The 25,130-nt window shown below is 68.6% G+C and carries 31 protein-coding genes and 1 tRNA gene; 8 read left to right on the plus strand and 24 right to left on the minus strand.

The window, feature by feature from the left end:
• Positions 1-2 precede the first annotated feature (2 nt).
• From ACVCAG_RS30315 to ACVCAG_RS30390, 16 genes are all read right to left on the minus strand, one after another.
• Positions 3-491: a hypothetical protein gene (locus ACVCAG_RS30315; protein WP_447190843.1), complete on the minus strand. Its 489-nt coding sequence runs from the start codon at positions 489-491 to the stop codon at positions 3-5.
• Entirely contained in the window at positions 488-733 is a 246-nt protein-coding gene (locus ACVCAG_RS30320) for a hypothetical protein (protein WP_447190844.1), read from the minus strand. The genes ACVCAG_RS30315 and ACVCAG_RS30320 overlap by 4 nt, the downstream gene beginning before the upstream one ends.
• Before the next feature lie 264 nt (positions 734-997).
• The gene (locus tag ACVCAG_RS30325) at positions 998-1,495 is read right to left on the minus strand and encodes a hypothetical protein (protein ID WP_447190845.1); all 498 of its coding nucleotides are present in this window, start codon (positions 1,493-1,495) and stop codon (positions 998-1,000) included.
• Entirely contained in the window at positions 1,492-1,836 is a 345-nt protein-coding gene (locus ACVCAG_RS30330; protein ID WP_447190846.1) for a hypothetical protein, read from the minus strand. Before ACVCAG_RS30330 ends, ACVCAG_RS30325 begins: the two co-directional genes overlap by 4 nt.
• The gene (locus ACVCAG_RS30335) at positions 1,833-2,780 is read right to left on the minus strand and encodes a hypothetical protein (RefSeq protein ID WP_447190847.1); all 948 of its coding nucleotides are present in this window, start codon (positions 2,778-2,780) and stop codon (positions 1,833-1,835) included. The genes ACVCAG_RS30330 and ACVCAG_RS30335 overlap by 4 nt, the downstream gene beginning before the upstream one ends.
• Complete coding sequence (locus ACVCAG_RS30340; RefSeq protein WP_447190848.1) at positions 2,780-2,935, minus strand: hypothetical protein; 156 nt, start codon at positions 2,933-2,935, stop codon at positions 2,780-2,782. Before ACVCAG_RS30340 ends, ACVCAG_RS30335 begins: the two co-directional genes overlap by 1 nt.
• Positions 2,932-3,348, minus strand: coding sequence for a MerR family transcriptional regulator (locus ACVCAG_RS30345; protein ID WP_447190849.1), 417 nt, complete (start codon positions 3,346-3,348; stop codon positions 2,932-2,934). The genes ACVCAG_RS30340 and ACVCAG_RS30345 overlap by 4 nt, the downstream gene beginning before the upstream one ends.
• The gene (locus tag ACVCAG_RS30350) at positions 3,348-3,554 is read right to left on the minus strand and encodes a BldC family transcriptional regulator (RefSeq protein ID WP_447190850.1); all 207 of its coding nucleotides are present in this window, start codon (positions 3,552-3,554) and stop codon (positions 3,348-3,350) included. Before ACVCAG_RS30350 ends, ACVCAG_RS30345 begins: the two co-directional genes overlap by 1 nt.
• Complete coding sequence (locus ACVCAG_RS30355) at positions 3,551-3,808, minus strand: hypothetical protein (protein WP_447190851.1); 258 nt, start codon at positions 3,806-3,808, stop codon at positions 3,551-3,553. The genes ACVCAG_RS30350 and ACVCAG_RS30355 overlap by 4 nt, the downstream gene beginning before the upstream one ends.
• A complete protein-coding gene (locus tag ACVCAG_RS30360) occupies positions 3,805-4,086 on the minus strand; it encodes a hypothetical protein (RefSeq protein WP_447190852.1) in 282 nt (93 codons plus the stop codon). Before ACVCAG_RS30360 ends, ACVCAG_RS30355 begins: the two co-directional genes overlap by 4 nt.
• The gene (locus ACVCAG_RS30365; protein WP_447190853.1) at positions 4,079-4,291 is read right to left on the minus strand and encodes a hypothetical protein; all 213 of its coding nucleotides are present in this window, start codon (positions 4,289-4,291) and stop codon (positions 4,079-4,081) included. Before ACVCAG_RS30365 ends, ACVCAG_RS30360 begins: the two co-directional genes overlap by 8 nt.
• A 98-nt stretch (positions 4,292-4,389) precedes the next feature.
• The gene (locus ACVCAG_RS30370) at positions 4,390-4,671 is read right to left on the minus strand and encodes a hypothetical protein (protein WP_447190854.1); all 282 of its coding nucleotides are present in this window, start codon (positions 4,669-4,671) and stop codon (positions 4,390-4,392) included.
• An 87-nt stretch (positions 4,672-4,758) separates the two neighbouring features.
• On the minus strand, positions 4,759-4,893 hold the full coding sequence (locus ACVCAG_RS30375) for a hypothetical protein (protein WP_447190855.1): 135 nt from the start codon (positions 4,891-4,893) through the stop codon (positions 4,759-4,761).
• Positions 4,890-5,585, minus strand: coding sequence for a phage antirepressor N-terminal domain-containing protein (locus tag ACVCAG_RS30380; protein WP_447190856.1), 696 nt, complete (start codon positions 5,583-5,585; stop codon positions 4,890-4,892). The genes ACVCAG_RS30375 and ACVCAG_RS30380 overlap by 4 nt, the downstream gene beginning before the upstream one ends.
• Entirely contained in the window at positions 5,582-5,860 is a 279-nt protein-coding gene (locus ACVCAG_RS30385; protein WP_447190857.1) for a hypothetical protein, read from the minus strand. Before ACVCAG_RS30385 ends, ACVCAG_RS30380 begins: the two co-directional genes overlap by 4 nt.
• Positions 5,857-6,135 (minus strand): helix-turn-helix domain-containing protein, encoded by a 279-nt coding sequence (locus ACVCAG_RS30390; RefSeq protein WP_447190858.1) that lies wholly within the window; start codon positions 6,133-6,135, stop codon positions 5,857-5,859. The genes ACVCAG_RS30385 and ACVCAG_RS30390 overlap by 4 nt, the downstream gene beginning before the upstream one ends.
• Positions 6,136-6,346: 211 nt before the next feature.
• Between ACVCAG_RS30390 and ACVCAG_RS30395 the strand changes: the two genes are divergently transcribed.
• Together ACVCAG_RS30395 and ACVCAG_RS30400 are read left to right on the plus strand one after the other, a co-directional pair.
• Complete coding sequence (locus tag ACVCAG_RS30395; RefSeq protein WP_447190859.1) at positions 6,347-6,847, plus strand: hypothetical protein; 501 nt, start codon at positions 6,347-6,349, stop codon at positions 6,845-6,847.
• Positions 6,848-6,935: 88 nt separating this feature from the next.
• Positions 6,936-7,418 carry a hypothetical protein gene (locus ACVCAG_RS30400; RefSeq protein WP_447190860.1) on the plus strand — a complete coding sequence of 161 codons (483 nt, stop codon included), beginning with the start codon at positions 6,936-6,938 and terminating at the stop codon, positions 7,416-7,418.
• Between the two features lie 751 nt (positions 7,419-8,169).
• Here ACVCAG_RS30400 and ACVCAG_RS30405 read toward each other — a convergent pair.
• The 3 genes from ACVCAG_RS30405 to ACVCAG_RS30415 form a co-directional block, all read right to left on the minus strand.
• Entirely contained in the window at positions 8,170-9,099 is a 930-nt protein-coding gene (locus ACVCAG_RS30405; RefSeq protein WP_447190861.1) for a tyrosine-type recombinase/integrase, read from the minus strand.
• A gap of 119 nt (positions 9,100-9,218) precedes the next feature.
• Positions 9,219-9,291, minus strand: a tRNA-Arg gene (locus ACVCAG_RS30410).
• Positions 9,282-9,677, minus strand: a complete 396-nt coding sequence (locus ACVCAG_RS30415; protein WP_440089384.1) for a helix-turn-helix domain-containing protein — start codon at positions 9,675-9,677, stop codon at positions 9,282-9,284. The genes ACVCAG_RS30410 and ACVCAG_RS30415 overlap by 10 nt, the downstream gene beginning before the upstream one ends.
• Before the next feature lie 221 nt (positions 9,678-9,898).
• Here ACVCAG_RS30415 and ACVCAG_RS30420 point away from each other — a divergent pair, with 221 nt between their 5' ends.
• Both ACVCAG_RS30420 and ACVCAG_RS30425 read left to right on the plus strand, forming a co-directional pair.
• Positions 9,899-11,029: a histidine kinase gene (locus tag ACVCAG_RS30420; RefSeq protein ID WP_440089386.1), complete on the plus strand. Its 1,131-nt coding sequence runs from the start codon at positions 9,899-9,901 to the stop codon at positions 11,027-11,029.
• Positions 11,030-11,120: 91 nt separating this feature from the next.
• A complete protein-coding gene (locus ACVCAG_RS30425) occupies positions 11,121-11,756 on the plus strand; it encodes a response regulator (protein ID WP_440089388.1) in 636 nt (211 codons plus the stop codon).
• Between the two features lie 147 nt (positions 11,757-11,903).
• On the opposite strand, the gene ACVCAG_RS30430 is transcribed toward ACVCAG_RS30425, so the two are convergent.
• The 3 genes from ACVCAG_RS30430 to ACVCAG_RS30440 are packed head-to-tail and all read right to left on the minus strand — an operon-like array spanning position 11,904 to position 14,273.
• The gene (locus ACVCAG_RS30430) at positions 11,904-12,368 is read right to left on the minus strand and encodes a MaoC family dehydratase (protein ID WP_440089390.1); all 465 of its coding nucleotides are present in this window, start codon (positions 12,366-12,368) and stop codon (positions 11,904-11,906) included.
• Between the two features lie 10 nt (positions 12,369-12,378).
• Positions 12,379-13,797, minus strand: coding sequence for a hypothetical protein (locus ACVCAG_RS30435; RefSeq protein ID WP_440089392.1), 1,419 nt, complete (start codon positions 13,795-13,797; stop codon positions 12,379-12,381).
• Positions 13,797-14,273 (minus strand): SigE family RNA polymerase sigma factor, encoded by a 477-nt coding sequence (locus ACVCAG_RS30440; RefSeq protein ID WP_440089394.1) that lies wholly within the window; start codon positions 14,271-14,273, stop codon positions 13,797-13,799. The genes ACVCAG_RS30435 and ACVCAG_RS30440 overlap by 1 nt, the downstream gene beginning before the upstream one ends.
• A 171-nt stretch (positions 14,274-14,444) precedes the next feature.
• Between ACVCAG_RS30440 and ACVCAG_RS30445 the strand changes: the two genes are divergently transcribed.
• The 3 genes from ACVCAG_RS30445 (at position 14,445) to ACVCAG_RS30455 (ending at position 19,043) form a co-directional block, all read left to right on the plus strand.
• Positions 14,445-15,713, plus strand: coding sequence for an esterase-like activity of phytase family protein (locus tag ACVCAG_RS30445; protein ID WP_440089396.1), 1,269 nt, complete (start codon positions 14,445-14,447; stop codon positions 15,711-15,713).
• Between the two features lie 373 nt (positions 15,714-16,086).
• Positions 16,087-16,512: a hypothetical protein gene (locus ACVCAG_RS30450; protein WP_440089398.1), complete on the plus strand. Its 426-nt coding sequence runs from the start codon at positions 16,087-16,089 to the stop codon at positions 16,510-16,512.
• 1,901 nt (positions 16,513-18,413) lie between these two features.
• Positions 18,414-19,043 (plus strand): hemerythrin domain-containing protein, encoded by a 630-nt coding sequence (locus ACVCAG_RS30455; protein WP_447190875.1) that lies wholly within the window; start codon positions 18,414-18,416, stop codon positions 19,041-19,043.
• A 168-nt stretch (positions 19,044-19,211) separates the two neighbouring features.
• On the opposite strand, the gene ACVCAG_RS30460 is transcribed toward ACVCAG_RS30455, so the two are convergent.
• The gene (locus ACVCAG_RS30460; RefSeq protein ID WP_447190862.1) at positions 19,212-20,864 is read right to left on the minus strand and encodes a pyruvate, phosphate dikinase; all 1,653 of its coding nucleotides are present in this window, start codon (positions 20,862-20,864) and stop codon (positions 19,212-19,214) included.
• A 17-nt stretch (positions 20,865-20,881) separates the two neighbouring features.
• On the opposite strand from ACVCAG_RS30460, the gene ACVCAG_RS30465 reads away from it, so the two are divergent.
• Positions 20,882-21,508: a transcriptional regulator gene (locus ACVCAG_RS30465; RefSeq protein WP_440089401.1), complete on the plus strand. Its 627-nt coding sequence runs from the start codon at positions 20,882-20,884 to the stop codon at positions 21,506-21,508.
• 258 nt (positions 21,509-21,766) lie between these two features.
• Here ACVCAG_RS30465 and ACVCAG_RS30470 read toward each other — a convergent pair whose 3' ends face one another.
• Positions 21,767-25,081, minus strand: coding sequence for a S8 family serine peptidase (locus tag ACVCAG_RS30470; protein ID WP_447190863.1), 3,315 nt, complete (start codon positions 25,079-25,081; stop codon positions 21,767-21,769).
• Positions 25,082-25,130: the final 49 nt, after the last annotated feature.

Below are 25,130 nucleotides of genomic sequence, written 5' to 3' on the forward strand. Positions count from 1 at the left end.
GGTTAGTTGCAGGCGGGGGTGTCGTCGGTGATGCGCTCGGGCAGGGCGCGGTCCTTGAACAGCGACCGGTTGGCCTTCGCGGTGTCGGCGTTGTACTTCTCAGCCAGCTCCGTCCGGGTGTCCTTCAGGCCGCTGAGCTCGGTGTCGAGGCGGTCGCGCTTCGGCGCCGCCTGGAACTCATCGCCCGGGTCGCCGTTCGGGTACCGCTCGTCGTAGGCGGCGATCGCGGCTTCCTTCTCGGCGATCTGCTTGTCCTTGACGCGCACCCCGGAGCACAGGTCGAAGTAGTGCTCGTACTGGTAGAGGACGTTGTCTGCGTTCCCGACCTTCTCCCGCACCTGCCCAGCAGTCCGGACCGGCTGAGTGACCCAGCCGATGATCACGACCACCAGCCACACGACCAGGCCAGCCAGGATCGCGGAGAAGAACCACCTCCACGGGCGCCAGGACACGCCCGTCTCCTCGCGGAAGTCGTCCTTGAAGCTGCTCACTTTTTGATCTCCTTCTTGGGGTTCCGGAAGTCCGCGATCTTTTGGTCGGTGATGGCGGCGAAGTTGTCGATGTCGCGGAACTCGCGGGCATCTCGTTCGAGGTCGGCGACGAGCGCCTCGTAGCGGGCGAGGTCCTTGATGGCCTTGCGTCCGGCCTTGGCCCGGTCTTCAAGCCAGTCGGACACGTGGATGCCGACGAAGAGCAGGGCGAGGGAGCCGGGAAGCCAGAGGAACCAGTCCACGACGGGCTCCTTTCAGGGGGTTGGTGGGGGTGTCGGCTCTGGACACCCCCGATAGGAGTTCAGAGCCGACACCGAGGTCAGAGCAGAGGCAGGAGGATCAGGAGGACGATCAGGACCACCGCGATCCACAGGGCCGGGTTGTCGCTCACGCGCTCACGTCCATGTCCGACGGAGACCCGTACCTGGGGTCCGCGGCCTGCAGAAGGAGATCGGGGAGACACGCGCCGCACCGCTCGCCGTCGTCCCGCGGGTCGAGGCACTCGTTCACGTCTCCCCCTCGGGGGCGTACTCCAGAGCGGGAGACCACCCGCCGGCCTCGTCGAGGTACACCCAGCCATGCACCCAGTGCCGGACCGGGACCTCTGCGGGGTTCGCGGCGCCGCGGCGGATCTTCCAGCCGTTGGCGTACGACTCGGCCGGGCTGCGCTCTACCAGGTCATGGCACGCTCGGCACGCATGAACGTTGTTGGCCGCGGTGTTCGACCGCGGGTCCTTCGTGCCGCCCATGCCCTTCGCGATCCGATGCGACGGATCCGTCGCGGGCGCGTTGCCGAGGCACACGATGCCCAGCTCGCACCAGCCGCCGGACCGCTTCGCCAGCAGCGCCATGACCGCGGGCGGCGGACCCGTACGGCGGGCACGCTTCGGCTTCTTCGCCGCGGTCCGCTTGAGACCGCTCCCGCCCGACTGCAGCCCCTTGCCGCGGTTCATGGGCGTCTTCGCCGTCAGTGGTGTCTTCCGCTCCAGAGGGGTGCGCTTCACAGCTGACCACCCGCCAACTGCATCTCCGCTCGCGCGGTGCTCTGGATCGTCCGGCCCACGTCGATGCGGGCGTGGAGCGCACGAAGGTGCTCCTTCTGGAGCCGCACCGCCGCGGCGGCCTTGCCATGGATGCGCCACAGATCGTCGGTGGCGATGAGCGCGAGCTGCTTGCGGTCCTCGATCGACCCGTCCGCATCCCGGAACGCGTGGGCGTACGCCACCTTGAAGTCGCCCTCAGCCTCAACCGCGACGAACTCCAGGTCAGCCATCTTGGTGACGGCGTCATCAAGGTCGCGGGACAGCTGGCCGAGCTGCTTGATGATCGTGAGCATCTCCGTCATGCCGCACCGCCGCTGGCCCACGGGTCCTCAGGGGCGCGCCCGCGTTCGGCGGCCTTCGGGTTGGACGTGACGTCCTTCACGAGCCGGTTATGCGCCGACTTCTCCGGCCCGGTCATCGTGCCGACCTCGGCGAGCTGCTCGTCGGACACCTGGCGGCGGGCGATCGTGCCGTCCTGGTTACGAGGCAACCCATCCGCGGGCCCGTTCAGGACCTTCTGCCGCTCCTGCACCAACGCCATGAGCCGGTTCGCGGTCTCGCTGTTGATGCGCCGGCTCCGCATCGCCTCGGTCACGTCCTGGCGGAAGCTGGCCACGGTGTCGAGGCTGCTCTCGGCCAGGCGCTTCTCGAATACGTCCACCCAGTCGGTGTCCACGACGATCTGCGCCTGCGCCGCCTGGTGCTTCGGCGCCGCACGCTGGCCAGGGTCAGCAACCGGGTTCTCCGCTGCGGGATTGTCGCGGTCGCCTTTCTGCCACTGCGCCAGCGCCACACCGAACCGCTGGGCGGCGTTCCTCAGAGCGTCTCCGATGAGGACCTTGACCGCGTCGTGCTGGTTCGACGGCACCGACCCGTAGCCGGGCCGGGTAACGCCGCACACGGTGAGGCGTATCCACATGCCGACCGGGTTGCCGAACTTGTCGGTGTCGAGTGCTGGCAGGCCGGTCTCGTCGAGCGCGAACGGCTCCCAAGACCAGTACGGGTCTACGTCCAGCAGACGCTCGGTCACATCGGCGTGGCCGACGTAGTCGATGTGGATGTGCTTGCTGGAGACGTACGCCTTACAGACCGCACACTTCTGCTTGACGTGCCCCGCCTTGGTGCAGTTCTTGTTCTTGTCGGAGCAGTCGGAGCACGTGACCCGCGGCAGCTGGCCGATCTGTTCCTCTCGGAACGGCTCCTTCAGCTTGAGCAGGGATGCCCGCTCAAGGTCGGTCGTGGTCACTACTCGTCGTCTCCTCGGTCGTCGTCGTGTCGGTCGTCGGCCCACTCCAAGAGCCGCTCGTAGCGCTCCACCGGGTCAGCGATCGGGGTAGGTGCCGCGGGCATCCACGGCTCGTCACGCGCGAGGTAGGCGCTGATCGCGTCCTCGTAGCTCACGGCGCCTCCCGGTGGAGGCGGCGAACGAGCTTGGAGTGGCCGACCATGACGTCCATGGCGTGGGCTCGGGCCGCGATGTCCTGCCAGCGGACGAGGACATGGCCTCGCGTGTCGGGGGTGACGTACAGCACCCGTACCGGGCGTCCGCTGTTCCACGCGAGGCAGGACACGATGTCGCCCGGCCCGAGACGCTGGGCGAGGCATGCCTGCTGGAGGAATGCCTGCACGTCCGGGAGGGTGAAACGGCGATGACCGCCCAGCGTCACAGTTGACGCGGTGATCAAACCGCCGGTCTGCCAGTACCTCACCCGGCGCGAACCCACCCCGAGTAGGGAGGCGACACCGGTAGAGGTCAGATGCGTCACGCCTTGCGGCCAGGCGACCGTGGCGGGGAGAACAGCGGGAGCGCCCATCAGCTCTCACCGCCCTGCGGGGAGTCGCCACGCAGCAGCGCGTCCACAGCCGCACGCGGAACTCGGCGGTGACCGCCCGGGGTGAGGATCGACGGGAGCTTGCCCGCCTTCGCCCACCGGGTCACAGTCTTGGGATCCACCCTCATGAGGGCGGCGACCTCGCCGGGCGTCAGCAGGTCGTCGGCGTGGGGCCCGGGGCGGGTCATGCGGGCACTCCGGTCTGCTCAGGAAGGGAGAGGGGAGACCATGACCCGCCGCCTCGGCGGACCAGGATGGTCGCGTCCTCTGGCAGCTCGTTGTCGTACTGCCAGTCGCGGATCTGCTCCCGCGCGAGCTCCGCGAGAACCCGGCCGTCGCACGGGAGTTCCGCGTGGACCTGGTCTCCGTCGCCGTCGAGACCGGTGTGGATGACCTTGTAGGAGGTCTCCATGAACGTCTTGGTCATGGTTAGGGCGCTCACGCGATCTCTTCCTTGTTCTCCCGCACGGGGTAGGTGGCCGGGAACTCGGCAGTCACCTCTCGCAGGTGCTCGGCCCACCAGGCCGCGGTGAACACCTCCGACAGGAGCCGCCCATCAACGAGGTTGCCGATCACCGCTTTCACTGCGGTAGTGCGGGTCATCAGCAACCATTCGCGGTCCCGCCCGGCGTCCGCCGGGGGCGGGACGGTCAGCGCCTCACGAATCGCGGCCAGCAGGTCCAGGACCTCGGTGGTGGGGACGGTCGTCGGCTCAGACATTGGGCACCGCCGGAACCTGCTCGGCAGCGGCACGCAGGTAAGCGACAACGTCGGCTCGTCCGCAGCGGGGCGTCCACAGGAGCAGCCACCGGTCATCGACACCCACGGCGCGCAGGTGCGCGGCCAGCAGGTCCAGGGCGGCCTGCGTCAGCTCGTAGGACGGTGCGGCATAGAGCAGGGCCCGGTGCACGTCCACACGACCCATTCGGGTGTGTGGGAGGCCGGCGATCAGGTCCGCGGCGGCGGCCAGAACGGCGCCAACCGGGGACACGGTCGGGGTAGGCCGTTCAACGGCGGGCGCGGTCACCGGGCACCCGCCACGGTCGCGCCGTACACCGACAGCCGATCCACACCAAGCTTGGCCGCGACCGTCTTGATCGTGTCATGCAGGTGCAGGTGCGTCTCCCGGAACGCCTCCGGCTCCTCACCGTCGAACCCGTACGCCGACACCATGTACCGGCCCGACGGGCTCGTCCGAGGCGACTGGATCGTCACGGTGAACCCGTGGAAATGCAGCGCTTCCAGGTAGTAGCGGGTTGACCGGTCACTGACGACGGCCGGCGCTTCCTGGGTGATAATGCTCATTGACTTGCCTGCTCTCTCTGTGATGTCTCTGTGAGCGGGTGGGTCTCGCGGGTCCCGGCCGTGGCGACGGCTGGGCCCGCACTAAGGTCAGGCGACGAGGACGTACTCGACGGGCTCGTCAGCAAGGTCCGCCGCAGCGCACAGCGCGAACTGCCGCATCAGGCCGGCGGAGGCGTAGGACTCGGCATCCAGCAGGTGAAGGCCCGGGACGAGGACGGTCACGACGCACCGCCGAGGGAGAGCCGGTCCACGCTGGCCAGATCAAGGCGCAGCTGCTCGAACGGGTACCGCTGGAACTCCCGGACCGTCTCCCGGAACGTACGCAGCAGGTGCGGCAAAGCCCACGCCCTGATCTCCCACGCCGTACCGGTGAAGAAGAAGTAGCGGCGCTCCGTCTTGTGCGGCACACAACCGGCCTGACGGAGAATCCCCGCGGCGCGCAGGATCCTCGTGAAGTACGTGACGGGGATGTCCTCGCCGTACTCCTGATGGATGAGCGCGGTTGCCTCGTCGAAAGACAGCGTCACCATGCTGAGATCAATGCGCTTCCGGCGTGGGTTGAGGACGTGGCCCTTGGCGTAGTACGCCTCGATGACGTCGGCAACTTCGTTCTGGTAAGCGATCAGCGCCGGACGGGCCGCCTCGTGCACGCGGCGCTCGTCGATCGTGGCCAGCAGCATCAGGAACGTGCGGAGGTCCACCGTCGCGTGCTCGCGGCGCTGGGAGTCGCCGGGAAGCTGCATGGTCCTGAGCACCATGCAGGCCCATGACTTGGTGCGGAGCTTCTCGTGCTGGTTCTTGTAGTCCAACCCGATGTGCTCCAGGGCGGGCTTCAGCACGATGAACGGCTTGTTCTCGTCCTCGACCGCGAGAACCTCACGGTCACGGAACGGGATGTGGATGAGCTCGTTCACGCTGCCCGTCCGCCCTTCTTCTTGGCGCGGTTCTCGCGGCGCGTCTTCGCGCTGGCCAGCGCGAGCTTCTGCATGTACGCCTTGCGTAGCGATTCGGCGCGGCGCTTGCGCTCCTCGACCGGCAGGGTTCCCTCGGGGTCGACTTCGCGTTCGAAGCGGGCGAGGAACGCGTCCCGGCCGGGCTTGGTGCGTGCCAGCGGGTCTGCGGTGTTGGCCCAGGAGAGGTGGGCGCCCATGCGTCCGTGAAGGGCTCGCTCGGCGGGGGACATGCTCATGCCGACTCCCGCACGAGTTCGTCTTCGTCGGCGAGCTCGGTGGGGGGCTCGGCGACGAGAGGTTCGCGGCTGATCGCGGCTACGGGGACGTGCAGGGCGCGGGCGATGCGGTTGAGCATCTGCTCGCTGGGGCGCTTGTCTTCGAGCTCGATGTGGGAGATCACAGACTGCACGCAGCCGACCATGTCAGCGAGCCCTTCGACGGACAGTCCGTCCTTGATGCGGAGGGCTCGGATGGCGGGTCCGTGCTGTTGGATCGTTGTAACCGGAGGCATGTGGAGATATTAAGAGATGGATGGAGTCGGAGGCAAGAGTTTCTTGGAGATGAACGGAGTCATCAGGAGCCACATGGAGATATTTGGTCCCGGGAGTCACGTCGACTCCGTCCAACTCCGGCCAGCCAGGGGGTGTTACGCCTGCACCGCTTGACGTTCTCCTACCATCTCCATCAGAATCCGAAGTAAAGATCCCGATGACCATCGGAGCATGGCCATGAGCGATTACCCGCGCGAAGCGTGGCAGCGACTGGGCCGCCTACTAAGATCACGACGAGCACACATCTCCCCCGACTACAGAAACCGGGGCGAGTTCTGCAAGGCCACAGGCCTGAACTACAAGCTCGTCCAAGAGATCGAGGGCGCAGCCCGCGACACCTTCACCGACGAGTCGTTCGCGCTCTTCGAGACCGGCTACCGACTCACCGAGGGATCCATTCGCCGCGCACTGGCTGGCGGCGAGCTGACGCCGGCAGACCGAGATACCTCTACAGCTTCCCCTGTTGCGGCCGAGGCGAAGGCGCCCGCAGCGGAGCCGGAAGACGGCGCTGAGATCGACTGGGAGTCTTTCGCTCCACAGACTCCGACGGAGAAGGCGCTGTTTGCTCTCTACCAGGCCAGCCGTCGGGAGATGGATCGGAAGCTTGAGGAGATCAACGACAGAATTGATCGTCTTGCGGAGCGAGATGAAGGGGAAAGAAAGCTTGCCTAAAAGGGGGCATTCTGGGCAATTGCGCATCAAGGTTGGCAATTGCTCCTCAAGGCCGCAGGTTGAGTAACGAAACAGTTACAAGGCTGAAATGGGTATGGACCCCCCAGGGGTTTCGGGCGTCACCTATAAACCCGACAACCGAAACGGCGAGGGACTGAACGGCGCTCTCCGCAACAAACTGGGAGGTGTGGGCGTGATGTTCCACAACGCAACACAGTCCGAAAACCCAAGCGAGCATGCAGAGGAAACCTTGGAGCGGCTCCATCAGGCCGTGCGACGCATCACGGGCAGATCCATGACCAGGCGTGAGCGCATGCTGGTAAAAATGATTACCAGCTTCAGTGAGTTGCCTGCCACCCCCTCAGAGAAAACACCGCAAGACGCCAGGACTCCGCCCCTCGAAATCGTGAGAGCTCTCCGCTCACCTGTTGGAACGCAGCAACTGGTGAGCACCCGCGTCTCTGGACACAGAGCTCGGGTGGTGATAAACCCGCTCGGCAAACCGGACCCTGATCGCGAAGCAGCTGTCTGGAAGTGCATCGTTGACCTCGCCGAGGCGTGGGCTGTATGAGCGACGACAACGTACGGTCCTACAGGCGGCAACCACTCGAACCGGAAATCGCGGCAATAAGTCTCCACGATTCGGGCGAGACGCCGATCATCGTTGTCAACGTGGATGAACGTCGAACCCGGGCGCTGGCTGCTCTCAAAAAACTCAGACCGCACGTACTGATCCCTGCGGCCTTTGGCGCGATGATCGAACGGATTGTTCACACGATTCGCGAGCACACCACCGCGACGATCCTCATTGGATCCACAGCAGCCTCAACTGTGGTCATTACTCCCATGGCTATCAATTGGGACAATAGTGAGCAGAAGTTAGGTAAGCCGCCCTCGGCGATCCGCGTCGTCACCTTGCCGCCCCCGCCGGCTGCCACACGCACAGTCACCGCTAAAGCCACTCCAACGCGCACTCGTCCGGCGACCGCGGAACGAGCGACGCGCCAGCCCTTGCCTCAACGTCCTCCCGCGCCTACAGCCGCAAGCAGTTCCCGCCCCCCAAATCCCCCGCCGTCACGGCGACCACGGTCTTCATCTCCCCGGCCGAGTCCACCGACCTCACTGCCCAGCCCGGATCGGCCAGCGGAGCCCGCGCCCAGCCAAACGCAGTCTGCGCCGCGCTCAGACGCCTCACCAGCAGAGACGCAGGATCCTCCGCCTCCCCCCTCGCCATCGCAAGAGCCAACGACTCCGGAGGCCCCCGCCTCCGGTTGTGTGGTTCGCGTCGACTTGGACCCGCTCCTAGACGTGTGCGTCCTGGGTTAGAGCTGATCACCGAGTGCCATGCGCCGGTGCGCGTCGATCGCACGCTGCTCAGCGTTCGCTCGGCCGTACCGGCGCGGCATGTCCAGCGTCGACCAGCCGAACAGGCGCATGCTGTCCTGATCGGAGCCGCCGGCGGCGAACCACGCGTCCGCGGCGAAGTGGCGCAGCTGGTGGGGGTGGATGCGCGGCACTCCTGCCACGTCGCACCTGCGCTCCATCATTTGGTAAATCCCTGACGGGGTGAGCTCCTTGCCGCGCGAGCCGAGCCACAGGGATTCGAGTTTCGCCAGCGGATGCTTGGCGCGAACCCGCATGTACCGGGTGAGGGCCTTACCGGTTTTGGCGCCGAATGGGATGGCCCGCCACTTCTTGCCCTTGCCGAGGATCAGCACGACGTCCTGGGTAAAGTCGACGCGTTCCACCAGGACGCCGGCCATCTCTGAGACCCGCGGCGCTCCGGGCTCGCAGAACAGGCGGATGATCGCCTCGTCCCGGTAGGAGTCGTGGTCTTTGTTGTTGCAGGTGGCCAGGACCTCGCGGACATCGTCAGTGCTCGGGATGGGGATGGGGCGGTCCTCGCCTTTGGGTTCCTTCATCTTTGCCATGGGCGAGATGTCCAGATCGATGCCGTCTTCTTCGGCCATCCAGTTGTAGAAGCGTCGCAGGGAACGGAAGCGGTTGCCGGCGGTGACGGCGGAGCGGGTCTCCTTGATGTGGAGGATGAAGTCGCCAATTTGGGTCTTGGTGAGCTCGTCCAGGGGTGCGCCGTCGCAGAAGGCTTCGAGTTGTTCGACGGCTTCGAGGTAGCCCTGGACGGTGCGGGGGCTGCGGCCGAGGAGCTTCAACTCCCGGTGGAAGTCGCGCCATAGGAGGAGATTTCCCTGGTCAGCGAGGCGGGGGTCGAGGCGGATGGGGGAGGTTGCCATGGAGTGCTCCCTGGGGGTGGGGATCAAATCCGGAGCCGACGAATCAGATGCTTAGGGAGCGCCATAGTAGGCACAAAAAAGAGGCCCGATCAGCGTTTCCGCTGATCGGGCCCTTCACGTGCGGCCGGAGGTACTCGAAACCCCAACCTTCTGATCCGTAGTCAGATGCTCTATCCATTGAGCTACGGCCGCTCGCTGCGTAAGCAAGCATAGCGGGTTTTGGGCGATGCCTCGAACCGGTTAAACGATCGCCCTCCGATCCGCGCGTCGACGCCGGGTTCCTCGGTGGGGACGGGGATCCGGGCAGGGTGCCGAAGAGGCCGTACCTCGGCGGGCGGGAGGATCGAGGTGAGGACGCCGGGGAAACGGATCTCCATCTCGGCGAGCCGGAGCTCGTGGCGGCGGAAGCCGCCTTCCGGGGTGACGCGGAGGAGGCCGGCCTCGCGGAGGGCTTTCAGGTGGTGGGAGAGGGTCGGCATGCTCACTGGGACGTCGAACCGGCCACAGACCACGCCTCCGGCCTCGGCGGGCCGGCGGACGGCCGAGAGGCGCACCTCGTCGGCGAGGGCGTTGAGCATGCCGGGGAGTGTGACGGAGGCCACGCATTGGGATCGCCGGTGACCCCGGCCTTGATCCCGGCGTCAACGGCTCTTCTCGGGAGATTCCGCAGTACCCCTACCGCGCCCGGGGCATCGTCGGCGCTGATGAGGTGCCGATGGGCCGGATACATCCTTGTGTGTACGGGTGACCCGTCCCGAGCCGGACCCGCGGGCCTCATCGGGGTGATGAGATGGGAGGCATGAGACGAGACGACGCGCTGTGGGCCGTGGCGTGCTTCGTCAGCGGTCTCCTCCTGCTCGCCGCGGGCGCCTACCAGCACCGATGGGCCTCCGCTCCGCTGTTCGCCGGACCGCTGGCGATCGCGTGCGCAGGGGTCGCGGTACGGCGGAGCAGGCCGCTGCTCTCGCTGGGACTGGGGGTCGCGGCCTTCCTCGGCGACTTCGCGATGGGCCCGTCCCTGGGCACGGTGCTGATCATCACGGACAACCTCTACGCGGGGGTCAGGTACGGTCCGCGGGCGCTGGGCCGGTGGATGCTCGGCATCACCTCGGTGATCGCCGTCGTGGCGGGCGTGATCGCGGGGGCCCTCTTCAGGCACTGGTCGGCCGCCGCCATCTTCCTCGTCCAGGGCGGCCTGGTCGGGGTGACCCCCGTCTTCACCGCCATGCTCACGAGGCAGCTGCAGGACCAGGCGCTGTCCGAGCGCGCGAGGGCCGAGCAGGTGGCGCGACTGGCGGAGCTGGACCGGGCGGCGGCGGTGCAGGCAGAGCGGACCCGGATGGCGCGGGAGCTGCACGACATGATCGCCAACCACTTCAGTGCGATCGCCATCCAGTCCACCGCCGTCCTCTCCCGCAGGGACCTGGACGCGCGAGCCGTACGGGAGGTGCTGGCGTCCATCAGGGAGAACAGCGTCGAGGGCATGGGAGAGATGCGCGCCATGATCGGGTTGCTCCGGCAGGACGGCGAGGAGCCGGAGGCGACCAGGCGGCGGTTGACCGAGGCCGGAGAGCTGGCCGAGCGGGCACGGGAGGCGGGACTCGACGTCCGGATGCGCGTGGACGGCGAGGCAAGGGAACTGCCCGCCTCGGTCGACCTGGCCGGTTACCGGATCGTCCAGGAGTCGCTGACCAACGCGCTCAAGCACGGCGGCAAGGCCGCCGACGTGGTGATCGGCTACCGGCCGGGGCTGGTCACGTTGACCGTGGACAACCCGATCGACGGCGCGGGGCGGGGGCTTCCCGGCGCGGGTGCGGGGATCATCGGCATGCGGGAGCGTACGGCCCTCGTCGACGGGGTCTTCGAGGCCGGGCCGTACGACGACGGCTGGCGCGTCCGCGCCGAGCTGCCCACCCGGGAGATCGCATGACCACCCGGCCGCCCAGCGGGAGATCGCATGACGACCCGACCACTCGGCCGGGGGATCGCGTGACCACCCGAACGCCCGCCCGGGAGATCGCATGACCATCCGAGTCCTCGTCGCCGACGACCACGCGGCGGTCCGTGCCGGGATCGTCCTCATCCTCGACGGCCACGAGGACGTCGAGGTCGTCGGCCAGGCGGCCAACGGGGAGCAGGCCGTCGAGATGGCCCTCGATCTCCGTCCCGATGTGGTCCTGATGGACATCCGGATGCCGAAGCTCGACGGGATCTCCGCGACGCGCGAGCTGAGCGGGATCACCGACGTGCTGATCCTGACCACGTTCGACCTCGACGAGTACGTCTTCGGGGCGCTGCGGGCCGGAGCCGCCGGGTTCCTGCTCAAGAACACCGACGCCGACGCCCTGGTGGACGCGGTGCGGGTGGTGGCCAGGGGCGAGGGGCTCATCGCGCCCGCGGTCACCCGGCGGCTGATCTCCGCCTTCGGCGCGTCGGTGCCCGAGCGCAGGTCGTACGAGGTCGGCGGTCTCACCCCGCGCGAGCGCGAGGTACTGGCCTGCATCGGGCGAGGCCTGTCGAACGCGGAGATCTCCGCGGAGCTGGACATGGCGGAGGCGACGACGAAGACCCATGTCAGCCGGTTGCTGAACAAGCTGGGTCTTCGCAGTCGCGTTCAGGCCGCGATCCTGGCCCAGGAGCTCTCCGCCGAGAAGTGATCCGTCCTGGCCCACGGGCACTCCACTGGAAAGTGACGCGGCCTGGCCGGGAACCCTCCGCCGAGAGGTGACGCGGCCTGGCCAGGAGCTCTCCGCGAAAACCTGGTCAGGAACCCTCCGCGGAAAGGTGATCCGGGAGAGCCCGGGTCAGGAACCCTCCGCCGGGACGTACAGGGAGAGGGTCTCCGCGACACAGGCCGGTTTCCTCCCGTCCTCGATCTCCACGGTCATGCGCACGTTCGACAGGTAACCCGAGGGGGTGCCCTTGAGGTCGACGAGCTCGGCCCCGGCGCGGATCCGCGCGCCGACCGGGACCGGCGCGGGGAATCGGACCTTGTTGAGCCCGTAGTTGATGCCCATGGCCAGGCCGCCCACCTGGATGAGTTCCGACATCAGGGAGGGCAGCAACGACAGGCTCAGGTACCCGTGGGCGATGGTGGCGCCGAACGGCCCCTGCTTCGCCCGTTCCACGTCCACGTGTATCCACTGGTGGTCGCCGGTCGCGTCGGCGAACAGGTTGACCTGCTCCTGGGTGATCTCGCGCCACTCGGTGTAGCCGAAATGTTCCCCGACGGCGGCCTTGAACTCGGTGATGTTGGCGAAAGTTCTCATGTCCGGAACTTTATTTCGTTGAGGGTACGGCGAGAAGGTTCACCACCGTGAACTCCTTGCCGCCGCCCACTTCCCTCGTCGTGCACATCGTGCCGTTCCCGGTGGGGGCGGGCGCGCCCGACGGGCGGGGACGGCCGCCGGCGTCGGCCGTCCCGCAATCCTCGACGGTCCTCTCGTCGGCGTCCCAGTAGAGGATCGAGCTGGGCGAGGAGGAGATTCCCGTCCCGTAGCCCCCGCCCCCCTCCCGCATCCGGGACATCCCGGCGGCGAGGCCGGTGACCGCGTCGTACACCGTCACCAGGGGAATGTACGCGTCCCGCTCCCCGCTGAAGGGGGACCCCATCATCCCGAACCTGTCGACGACTCCTCTCCCCGCGCTGAACCCCGGCAGGAGCCTGCGGTCAGAACCGTCCGGCCGCTGGACCACCGCCGTGTCCCCCTGTTGCCCGAAACACCAGACGGGGCCGCACCGGAAGCCGCTCCCCCCTGCCGGGACGCTCACCTCGGTGGTCCGGCCCGTCTCCAGGTCGACCGTCCTGGTCTGGTTCTCCGGCCCGCCCTCGCCCTCCCTCCCCCCGACGTCGACGGCCAGCGGCCAGGTCAGCAGGTGGAGTCCGTCGGTGTTCCCGAGCCTTTCCGGGGTTCCGCCGCTCACCGGCATGCGGTAGATGCCCCCTCCGCTCACCGACCACAGGAGGAAGTTCGAGTCGACGGCGATCCGCGTCACCTTCGCGAGGTCACCGGTGACCTCGCCGACCCGCTTCGCGACGCCGCCGGAGCGGGGAACGACCCAGAAGTCGGCCCATTCGTCGGAGTCGTTGGGCGTCTCCCCCCACCAGGCGATGTAGTCGGAGCCCACCTCGAAGTCCTGCACGAAATAGCCCTTCACCCCCGTGACGGGCATGGTCGTGAGCACGGTGCTGCTGCGGTCGGCCGTGTCGTACACCTCCAGGCGGCCCGATCTCTCGAACGACGACTCGGCCGAGAGCAGCAGCTTCGTGGCGCTCAGGCCGGTGACCGGGCGGTACCTGTGGCCGTCCGCGGCCCGGACGGGAATCGTGGAGACCGCCATGGGCCAGACCTCCGCGACGGGCCGGACGTCGATCGGCGCGGTCTCTTCCCTGTTCGCCGGTCCTCCCGCTCCGTTCTGGACCGGCTGCTCGGTGTCTCCGGCCGCGCCGCCCGATGGCGCCGCCTGGGTCAGGCTCACACCCTCTCCGCCCCTGTTGGGGAGGGTGTCCCTGACCACCGCCATGCCACCGACCACCGCGATCATCCCGGCGACCGCGAGCACCGACTGCGTCCGCACGCGCCGGCGCCGCCTGCGCTGCCTGCCGATCGTCACCACCAGGTCCTCGACCGGCTCGGGCGCGGACCGCGCCGCGCAGGCCAACGTACGGACCAGCGCCTCCTCGTCCCTGTGGCTCATCACACTCGCTCCCCCTCAAGAGCGGCCGCCCTGATCCTGAGCTTGTCCAGCGCGCGGGCCGCCTGGCTGCGCACCGTGCCCCGCGAGACACCGAGAAGATCGGCGATCTCCTGGTCGGAGAGGTCCTCGTAGTAGCGCAGGACCAGTACCGCCCGCTGTTTGGGCGGCAGGCGCTTCAGCTCGTTCCACAGGCCGACCTCGTCTCCGAGACGGTCGTCGGTGTAGGCGGCCTCAGGCACCGTCGCGACCAGCCGTTCCCTGTGCAGCCGCCGCCAGACGCTGATGTGCAGGCGGGCCATGGTCGTACGGACGTACCCTTCCGGATCCTCCCTTCTCCTCACTCTCGGCCACGCGTCCCCCAGACGCATGAGGGCCTCCTGTGTCAGGTCGGCCGCGTCCTCGGCGTTCCCGGTGAGTACGTAGCCGTACCGGTACAGCGCCCTGCCCCGTGCGGCGACGAAATCGGTGAACTCCACGCATCCAGGGACGCTTCAGGGACACGTTCTGTTGCATTTCTTTTCATCTGTCTCCGGCATGCCGCTTTCCGGCTGGCTTCTGCCAGCTTTTCGTACGGTCCGCATCTTGTTTTCGCTGTACGGCCCGCGACGCAACACCGGCCGTTCACGCGGGTTCCCTAGCGTGCCGCCATGAGACGACGCATGACGATCACCATCGGCGCGGCCGTGCTGGCACTGGCGGTGTCCGCACCGGCGGTGGCCGACCCCGGGCAGCCCGGCTCGGGCCTTCCCACCTCCGGCGGCGCCGGTACCCAGCAGGCGGATTCACAGCAGTCGGGTTCCGGTCACTCCGGCCACTCTGGATTCGGGCGCGCCACGCTCACCGGGTTCGCATCCCTGCCCGCGCTGACCTTCGTCCCCGGCAGCGAGCCGTCGGGGTCCCAGCTCGGCACGGCTCCCATCAACGGGGTGACCCCGCCGTTCGCCGGGCAGCCGGTGCAGGGCTTCAGCGGCATCGTGCGGCGGCACGACGGCACCTTCGACGTGCTGTCCGACAACGGTTTCGGCGCCAAGGACAACAGCGCCGACTTCCTGCTGCGGGTGCACCGGGTGAAGCCCGACTTCCGTCGTGAGAAGGTGTCGGTGCTGGGCGGGTTCAACCTGAGCGACCCCGACAGGCGCGTCACCTGGCCGCTGACCCGGCCGGACCGGAAGCTGACCGGCGCCGACTTCGACGTGGAGTCGATCGTGCGGACCCTCGACGGCACCTACTGGATCGGGGACGAGTTCGGCCCGTTCCTGCTGCACTTCTCCTCCTCGGGCAGGCTGCTCGAGGCTCCGGTCCCGCTGCCCGGCGTGAAGGCCCCGGAGAACCCCTCCCTCAACGGCGAGCAGCCGAACCTGGGACGGAGCAAGGGCTTCGAGGGCATGGCCCGCTCGGTCGACGGCCGCACGCTGTACCCGCTGCTCGAAGGCACCGTGACCGGCGACGCCGCCGGGACGCTGCGGATGAACGAGTTCGACCTGCGCAGGCGGGCCTACACCGGCAAGCGCTGGACCTACACGCTGGAGAGCCCCGACAACGCGATCGGCGACATGATCGCGGTCGACCGGCACCGGTTCCTCGTCATCGAGCGTGACAACCTCCAGGGGGACGCGGCCAGGACCAAGCGCATCTACATGGTGGACACCCGCCACGCGGACCTGCGCAAGACCCTCGTCGCCGACCTGCTCGACCTTGCCAACCCGCGCGGCCTGGGCGGGTTCGGGGAGACCTTCCGCTTCCCGTTCCAGACCATCGAGGACGTCGTGATCCTCGACGACCGGACCCTGGGCGTGCTGGACGACAACAACTTCCCGTCCTCCGCCGGCCGCACCCCGGGCAAGCCCGACAACAACGAGTTCATCACCGTGCGCCTGTCGCGCCCGCTCCAGGCCGACATCCGCGTCTATCTGTGACGCCCGTGGGCCCTTCCTCCCCGCTCCGCGAGCCCTTCCTCCCTTCCGGGAGGGAGGGCTCGTCCCTTCGCGGGAGGAAGGGCCCGGCTCTTCCCGAGGGGCCCGGCGCTGAGCCGTCGCGCTCCTGGCGTGATCCGACCCGGTGAACATTCCCGGCATTCCCGTTTCCCTTGCCGCGCGAACAATTACGACAAAACAGCAAATAACAATAGATAAGATCTCATCAGTCTTCACGGCGCCATTTATTTGCTCTGCCCCAACCGTTTCAATGCGCTATCTCATGGTCCGGGGGGTATCTCCTAGCTGCTGTCACTTATGGGGCAGTGAGGGATATCAGATGTTTTCGGAACCAGAAATGAGATGGGGAAATAACGTGCTTCCTCGAAAGAGCGGACGGACACCGGGGGCGAACTCCGGCAGGCAGGTGGGCGTCCTCGCCATCGCGGCAGTCGCCGGCATCCTCATGACGTCGAACCAGGTACCGGCCGGCGCCACCATCGGGCAGGCCCGGGTGCTCGGCTCGATCTCACAGCTGAATGCCGACAGCACTCCCGGCGACCGGTTCTCCGGCCGCCCCGACCCCTCCCGCCGCCAGCATCGCGGGCACGAGACGAGGCCTTCCGACAGGTGGCGGGGAAGGTCGCAGCGCCACCAGGATCGTCCCTACGACCGCTACCGCGGACGCAGGGGCGACAACGCCGCACCCGCCGGGCGCCAGCGCCTTTCCCGTTCCGAGCGGATGATGCGGGAGCTCCAGGAGGACCCGTCGTTCCCGGAGATCATCGTTCGCGAGAAATGAGCCCGATGGGCGACCGCCCGTACCGGCCGTGACAAGGCGCGAGAGGACGAGGTCGAGAGACGGGGCGCCGGACCTCGCGCGCCACAGGGGCGAGGACGGGGCGCCGGGAACCGGCGGGTGACCGGTACGGCAGGACGAAGAAGAGCGGTCGGCCGCCCCGGCACCGGATCGGGCGCCACCGAGTCGCGGAAGGAACGCGCGTGCCGTACCGGCGCGTATCGGTGCGCATCGGTACGGCACACATCACCTCGTCCCCCTCCCGGCGACCCGACTCCCGTCCCCCCGGCCCCCTCCTCCCTCTGCCAGCTGAAATCATCCATTGAACGCCATGGATGAATAATCATTACAAATACGACTAAATCATAGATGAGGTGCAGGTTTTCCTTCACAACACTGTTTATTTGCTCTTCCTGAACTATGACGGCGCGTTATCCGAATAAGCCTCGGGTATCTCCTGTCCGTCGTCACTTCCGTGACCGCATGACAGATCCGAATGTTTTCGGAATTAGCAATGATATGGGGAAATAACGTGCTTCCTCGTAGTAGCAGATGGGCGTCAGCCCTTTCCGGTAAGCGCGCCGGCGCTTTGGCCGTCGCAGCGATGGCCAGCATCCTCATGATGTCGTCGAATCAGGCGCCGGCGAACGCCACCGGGGGGACGAACCTTCTCGATCTCGCCCCCTACAGCGACACCGGGGGCGCCGGCGGCAAAGCCCGTTCTCGACATTCCGCGCACCCTGGCGAGAAGCCCCTTCTTCGCCCGTGCCGGCCCTGCCGATGCCCCAAGGGTGCCCGTGACTGTGACTGCCCGGGCGGTCGCGGCGGGGACGGGTGCGGCAGGGACGACCGGGATCGGGACCGAGACCGAGACCGGGACCGGGACCGAGAGCGGGACGACGATGACGATGACGCAGTGATCGCCATTCCTGTCCCCATCCGTACACCTGTCAGGCCGGCCGGCACTCCCGTCGGCACTCCCACCAGGTCCGACCCCGGGCCCGCGGGACCGGCAGGACCCGCAGGACCCCCAGGACCCGCAGGACCCCCAGGACCCGCGGGACCGGCAGGACCCGCGGGACCGGCAGGACCCGCAGGACCGGCGGGACCCGCAGGAGCGGACGGACTGGACGGACCCGCAGGACCGGCAGGACCCGCAGGACCGGCGGGACCGGCGGGACCCGCAGGAGCGGACGGACTGGACGGACCAGCAGGACCCGCAGGACCCCCAGGACCCGCAGGACCCGCAGGACCGGCGGGACCCGCAGGAGCGGACGGACTGGACGGACCCGCAGGACCGGAAGGACCCGCAGGACCGGAAGGACCCGCGGGGCTGGCAGGCCCTCCGGGACCGGCGGTACTCGTGGAGTCACCCCGTCCCACGGGGTGCGCGATGGCCAGTCCCCTGGTCGTTCTCCAATCCATGTGCGCGGTCGCTCCTGTCAGCTTTCCCGTCGTTCCCGTCGCCCTTTCCGGGCCTCTCTGCGTCCCCGCTCCTGTCAGCACCATCGACGTTCTCCACCTGTCAGGAAGCATCGGGTGCGTGTAGCTCGTGGCGGGGCGGCGCACTTCCGTGACCCGCACGGGACAGGACGCGAACCGCTTCGACACGGGCACGACCTCACGGAATCCGTACGGCACCGGACCGCGCCGTCATCAAGCCCGATGACGGCGCGGCCGTAGCCGACCGGCACGGCCACCGATGTGATCCATCCGGGATGGGAACCGAAGATCACGCGGTGGCCGTGCCGGCGCGCGTCCACGGCCCGGCAGCCGAGCGTCGCCCTTTCCAAGAGCACGGCAAGCCGGTTCCAAGGTGGTTCTCGCAGACTTGGTCCGCCGCCCTTGGCACAGGACGAAAGATGCTTGCGATGAATGCCACAGAACGCCCGTACACCCACGAGATGGTGGTAGTCCACCGCGTCTTCCGGCGAGAGTCCGGTTTGATGCCGAGATTCGTCAGGGCGGTGCCCGAAGGCGACACGGCTCGCGCGGCCGAGATCGCCGAGCACTACCTCGACTACGCCGAGGGACTGCACCACCACCACAGCGCCGAGGACGAGCTGGTGTGGCCACTGCTGCTGTCTCGGGTCCGTCTGGAGAGGGACATGGTGGTACGGATGGAGGACCAGCACGACCGGATCGCCGAGACCCTGACCCGGATCGCCGAGGTGCTGCCCGAGTGGCGGCGCACCGCCTCGAAGGGAGCCGGTGAGAAACTCGCGATCGCGATGGAGGAGCACCGTACCGCCCTGGTCGAGCATCTGGACGACGAGGAGCGGTACGTGCTGGCGCTCGTCGCCGAGCACATGTCGGTCGCGGAGTGGGAGGCCGTCGGCGCCCGCGCGGTGGAGCAGATCCCCAGGAAGAAGCTCCTGCTCTCGATGGGCGCGATCCTGGAGGAGACCACCCACGAAGAGCGCGGGTTCTTCCTCGGCAAGTTGCCGGCCGTCGCCCGGCTGCTGTGGAGAACCGTCGGCCGCCGCCGGTACGCCAAGCAGGTGTCGCGTCTCCGAGGGCCGCTGGCGGCGTGAGCCCGGCCGGCGGGGCCGCCCGATGAGCCCCCGGCCGGAGTCGGGGAACGAGCCTCGCTCTGGAACCGGGTACGCGTCAGGGTCTCCATCAGTCCCGGGTCGTTTCAAGCCCGGGTCGTTTCAAGCCCGGCTGGTTTCAGGTTCGGGTCGTTTCAGGTCCGGGTCGTTTCAGGCCGACAGGGCCGCGCGGGCCGCCCTGAGGCGTTCCGTCTCGTCGCGGTCCGAGTCGTCGCCCGAGACCTCGTCGGCCCATGCGAGCAGGCGGTGCAGGTGGGAGTCGGTCATGGCCGTGACGACGCGGTGGCTGCCGACGAGGACCTCTCCGCCGGTCCCGTCGATGGTGATGAACGTGCCTTCCGGGACGGTGTGCCCCCCGGCTCGCACGCAGGCGGCGGCGACGTCGACCGTGAGGTCCGCGGCTCCCACGACGGCGGGCTTGCCCATCGCCCTCGCGACGACGGCGGCGTGGCTGGCCGGCCCGCCGCGCGCGGTGACGACCCCCGCGGCGGCGGCCAGGCCGTGCATGTCGAGCGGGGAGGTGTGCGGGCGCACCAGGATGACCGGGCCGTCGGCGGCCATCCGCACCGCCCTGTCGGCGGTGGTCGCCACCCTGCCGACCGCGACCCCCGGGCAGGCGCCCAGCCCTCGGGTGAGGATGTCACCCGCGTCGGCCGCCTCGATCCGGGGCGTGCGAGCGTGGCGAAGATGGTGCGGAGAGATCCGGAGCAGCGCCTCGCGGCGGCTGATGACGCCCTCGTCGGCCAGCTCCACCGCGACGCGGACGGCGGCGCGTCCGACGAGGTTGCCGGGCCGCACCTGCAGGACCCACAGCTCACCCGCCTCGAAGGTGAACTCCAGGTAGCAGGTGTCGCGGTAGTGCTCCTCGATCCGGCTCATGGCTTCCAGGAGGCCGGCCCACACCGCCGGCTCCCGTTCGGCCAGCTCGGACAGTGGCCGGGTCACCGACCTTCCGGAGACGACGTCCTCACCCTGGCGACCGAACAGGACCTCGCCGAACGGAACGCTCTCGCCGGTGTTGGGGTCGCGGCTGAACGCGACACCGGTGCCACTGTGGTCGTCGCGGTTCCCGAACACCATGGCCTGCACGACGACGGCCGTGCCGAGCTCGTGCGGGATGTCGTGCAGTTCGCGGTAGGTCTTGGCGCGCGGCGTGTCCCAGGACGAGAACACGGCCCTGACGGCCGGCTCCAGCTGCCTCGTCGCGTCGTCCGGCACCGGCCCGCCGGCTCGTTCGCGGATGAGGGCCTCGACTCCCCGGATCGCGTCGGCGAGGCGCGTCCCCTCGTTACCGGCCCCGCTACCGACCTCGTTCCCCGCGCCGCGCTCGGCCGCTCCACGCGCGGCGGCTTCCAGGCTCTCCGGTTCCGTGCCGAACACCGCCGAGGCGTAACTGGACAGGAAGCGCAGGCGCGAGTCGAGCGCGAACCGCGGATCGCCGGTCTCGGCCGCCAGCCCCGCCGTGGTCTCGGCGGTGAGACCGAGGTTGAGGATCGTGTTCATCATGCCGGGCATCGACACGCTGCCGCCCGAGCGGACCGACACCGTCAGTGGCCGGTCGGGCCCGCCGAGGCGCCGTCGCGTGGTGGCTTCGAGACCGGAGACGGCGGCCGCCAGCTCGGCGTCGAGCCCGCCGGGAAGCTTCCCGTCACGCAGAAAGGCGCGACACGCCGCGGTGCCGACGACGAACCCGGGCGGCACGGGCACGCCGAGACGTCGCAACACGACAAGGCCGTACCCCTTGCCCCCGAGGACGCTCGCGGTCTCCTCGACCTCGGCAGAAATCGGGTGAATCCACACCATCGATGTAGCATATCGACGTGCCGAACCCACCCCATGTGACCAGCGTCGACCTGTTGACGCTCCACACGCTTCGCTGCATCGGGTTCGCCGGCCTCGCCCGCGTGGCCCGGGCGACGGGACTCCCCGAGCCCGACGTCGAATCCGAACTGATCGATCTCGCGGTGGCCGGCCTCGTCACGCATGCTTCGGGTGACTTCGGCGGGTGGGGGCTCACCGAGGCCGGTCTCGCCGCGGACGCCGAGCGGATCTCCGCCGAACTGGACGCGGCGGGCACCCGGGCGACGGTGGCCAAGGCGTACGACGGCTTTCTCGTGCTCAACCCGGAACTGCTCGATCTCTGCACGGCGTGGCAGATGCGATCCGTCGACGGTGTCGCGGTACCGAACGACCACACCGACCCCGCCTACGACTCACGGCTCCTGGAGCGGTTCGCGGACCTCGACCGGCGTGTCGACGACGCCTGCGCGGATCTGTTCGCGGAGATGCTCCGGTTCCAGCGGTATCGGACCCGGCTCACCACCGCGCTCACGCGCGCCAGGTCCGGCGCGCTGGACCACGTGTCGGACGACCTCGAGTCCTACCACAGCGTGTGGTTCCAGCTTCACGAGGACCTGCTCGTCACCCTGGGCATCCCGCGACACTGAACCGTCCCGGCCCGTCCGGAGGTCTCCTTCCCGGTCAGGTCCCGACGGCCCTGTTTCAGGTCCCGACGGTCACGGTCAGATCCCAACGGTCCCGGCCAGGTCCCGACGCCGCTCTCCGGTCAGGTCCCGGCGGTCGTCCTCGAACCGCCCGATGGTGAGAACCCGGCCCGTCCGACGACGGGAACCCCGCCGCGTCCGGTTGGGCGCGGCGGGGTTCCCGTGGCTTACTTGATCCCGTGGCTTACTTGATCCCGTGGCTTACTTGATCCCGTAGGCCCTGATGACGGTCTCGGTGAAGGCGTTGCCACCGGTGTCGGCGGCCTTGACGCGCAGCGAGGCGAACTTGCCGCGCGCGCCGGCCGGGTGCCAGGTCTCGGCGGACCAGGTGCCCTTGCCGGTCGGATGCACCAGCGTGGGCCACCAGGTGCGGCCGTCGTCGTAGGAGATCTCCGCGGAGAGCGTGCTCACCCTCAGGTCGGGTGAACCCTCCTGGCGCTGGACCCGCAGCGGGATGCGCATGTGGCCCGTACCGGCATAGTTGCGGTCGTCCAGCTCCGGGCTCATCCTGACGACCATCAGCGGCAGCACCTGTCGCTGTCCCGGCTCGGGGGTCTTGGACCTGAACCGCCACTCGGCACTGACCCGCGTGGAGAACTTGGTCATGGCCGGATCGCGGTCGGCGGTCTTGGTGAGCCGGTACTCGCTCTCCTTCCCGTCGGCGGGCACCTCGATGTTGCCGGGCAGGTAGGTGTCGGTGAAGATCTCCTTGCCGTCGCGATAGAGCTTGGCCTGCGGGGCGGTGTACTCGCCGTAGGAGAGGCGCTCGGGCACGCTGTCCTCGAACAGCCCGCCGGCGAACTGCAGCATGTTCTCCTCACGCCAGGAGTAGTCCCCGCCGGGCATGAGCCCGGCCGCGAAGACGCCGGCGTTCCAGCGGTCGGAGGCCTTCTGGCCTGCGCGGTAGACGGTGGTCTCGCCGAAGAAGAACTGGTCGATGTTCTCCACGATGTCCAGTGCCTTGTACTGGATGAAGGAGGGGTACCAGCCGGTGTCGCCGGGCGTGTAGTACTCGGTCCGCTGGAACGGGAGCGGGAAGTGGGACAGGCTGCCGTACGGCATCCAGGCCAGCTCCGTCCCGTACAGCACGGGCAGGGCGAAGTGCTCGCCGAACTTGGCGTCCTGCTGGGTGGCGTACGTGGAGGTGACCTTGGCGAGGTCGCGACCGCGCGGGCGGTAGCCGGGGTCGGCGGGGATGCGCGGCTCGGCCTTCATCAGGTGGTAGAAGTAGGGGCTGTCGTTGTAGGTGCCGTCGCCCTTCGGCTTGGCCCACTGCGTCCAGCGGTAGTAGGCGAACTTCTTGCTCGCCGTACGGGTCGTGGGGATGGCCTTGATGCCCTCGATCCGGTCCGCGCCCCACATGTCCGCCAGCTCGACGTCCACGCCCATCGGCTGGACGCCGTCGGCGAGCTGGATCATGCCGAGCATGCCGATGGCCAGTCGCGCGGTCGGCTCCTCGGTGCGCACGTCCACCGGCTTGGCCTTGCGGGCGTCGGCGGTGACGGTGCGGTCGGCGTCGAGGGTGAACTCCGGCTCCGCGGACATCACCAGGGTGCCGTCGTGGTCGAGCATGAGGGCGACGATCGTGTAGCGGCGTCCCTTCTGCAGCCTGAGGTCCAGCGTGCCGCCGGAGATGTCGTAGTTGACCTGCTCCTTGGTGTCGAGGTCGATCACTCCGGCGAAGGAGTTCTGCACGGGCTGCCCGTCCGAGCCGGTGAAGGCCAGCTTGAGCCCGTGCTTCTCCGGCTCGACCCGCATGCCGATGCCGGTACGCACGGAGACCTCGCCACCGGTGGCGATGACCGTGCCGCTGTACATGCCGATCGCGCCCGGTTCGGCGGTCACCTCGACCTGCGCGGTGCCGTGCGCGGGCACCTCCACCGTGGTGGCACCGAGCTTGAACGGCGTCACCGTCTCACCGCGGCCGTCCTTGGCCTTCACGCTCAGGTCCAGCCGTACGGCGGCGTCACCGTCGTTGCGGTAGGTGAGCGTGCTCTTCCTGGGCTCGGAGGCGGGCAACTCGACCTCTCCCAGGCTCAGCGAGGCGGGCTCGGCCGTGACCTTCTGGGCGACGGCGCGGGCGACGTCCACGCGGCCGGAGCCCTGGACGTAGGCGCCGAGCTCCTCGCCGGGCGCGGTGGAGGCCATCAGCGCCGCCTTGATCCGGTCGGCCTTCCAGTCGGGGTGCAGACCCGCGACGATCGCCGCCGCTCCCGCGACGTGCGGGGTGGCCATGGACGTGCCGCTCATCTCCGTGTACGAGTCGTCCGCCGAGATGCCTCCGGCCCTGGCCGCGACGATGCCCACGCCGGGCGCGATCAGGTCGGGCTTGACCGCGGCGTCGCCGACGCGCGGGCCGGTGCTGCTGAACTGGGCGACCGTGTCGGCGTCACGGTAGGAGGCGCCGACCGACAGCGCGTGGTCCGCACTGCTCGGCGAGCCGAGCGCCTGGGGGCCGTCGTTGCCCGACGCGATGACGAACAGCGTGCCGTACCGCTCGGAAAGCGTGTTGACGGCCTGCTCCAGCGGGTCGACGCCGGGGATGTCGGGACCGCCGAGGCTGAGGTTGGCGACGCGGGCGCCGCTCTCCGCCGCCCAGGTCATGGCCTCGATGATGCCCGAGTCCGGGCAGTTTCCGCTCTGCTCGCAGACCTTGCCGATCAGCAGCTTCGCGCCGGGGGCGACACCCTTGTACTTGCCGCCGGAGGCGGCGCCCGATCCGGCGATCGTGGAGGCGACGTGGGTGCCGTGGCCGTTGAGGTCGCGGACGTCGGGCTCGGAGGTGAAGTTCTCGGTCTTGGTGACCAGGCCCTTCAGGTCGGGGTGGTCGGGGTCGTAGCCGCTGTCGAGCACCGCGACGGTGACGTCCTTGCCGGTGTGGCCGGCCTCCCAGGCCTTGGGCGCGCCGATGTGCGGGACGCTGACGTCGAGGGACAGCTTGGCCTTGCCGTCCAGCCAGATCTTCTCGGGCGCGGACGCCGCTCCGGCCTGACCGGACGCCTGCCCGGACAGGGACTTCCAGAGCGTGCCGGCGGCGGCGCGGGGCTCGCTCCTGGCGATGCCGTTGATCGCGGGCAGCGGACGCCCGCCGGCGGCGCGCAGCGTGGCGGCGTCGGTCTGGCCGGAGTACGTCACGATCAGCGGGAGCGCCGGGCTGGCGGCGTCGTCGTAGCCGAGCTCGGCGAGCCGGGTGACGTTGAACAGACGGGGGTCCAGCCTGCCTTCGGCCAGCAGGGGCATCGCGTCCACGGGGACGATGCTGAGCCCTTCCTTGGCCCGGCGGTGGACGAACTTGATCTTCTCCCTGCCGGGGCCCGGCTCGACGTCGAGCTGGGTCTGCTTGCCGGGGAGCACGCGGAGCGTGACCTTGTCCCCGGTGATGAGAGTGATCGTCTTGGGCGGTCCGGCCTTCGCGGCGGCCTGCCCGGCCTGGGGGGAGGCCGAGGTCTTGGGGGTGGGGGTGGGGGTGGGGGACGCCTGGACCGGCGTGGCGGCCGCTATCAGGGCCGTTACCACACTGCCGATAAGGACGGTTCTCTGAAGCACAACCCGATTTCTAACGGTA

This window comes from Streptosporangium sp. G12 (assembly GCF_052983175.1).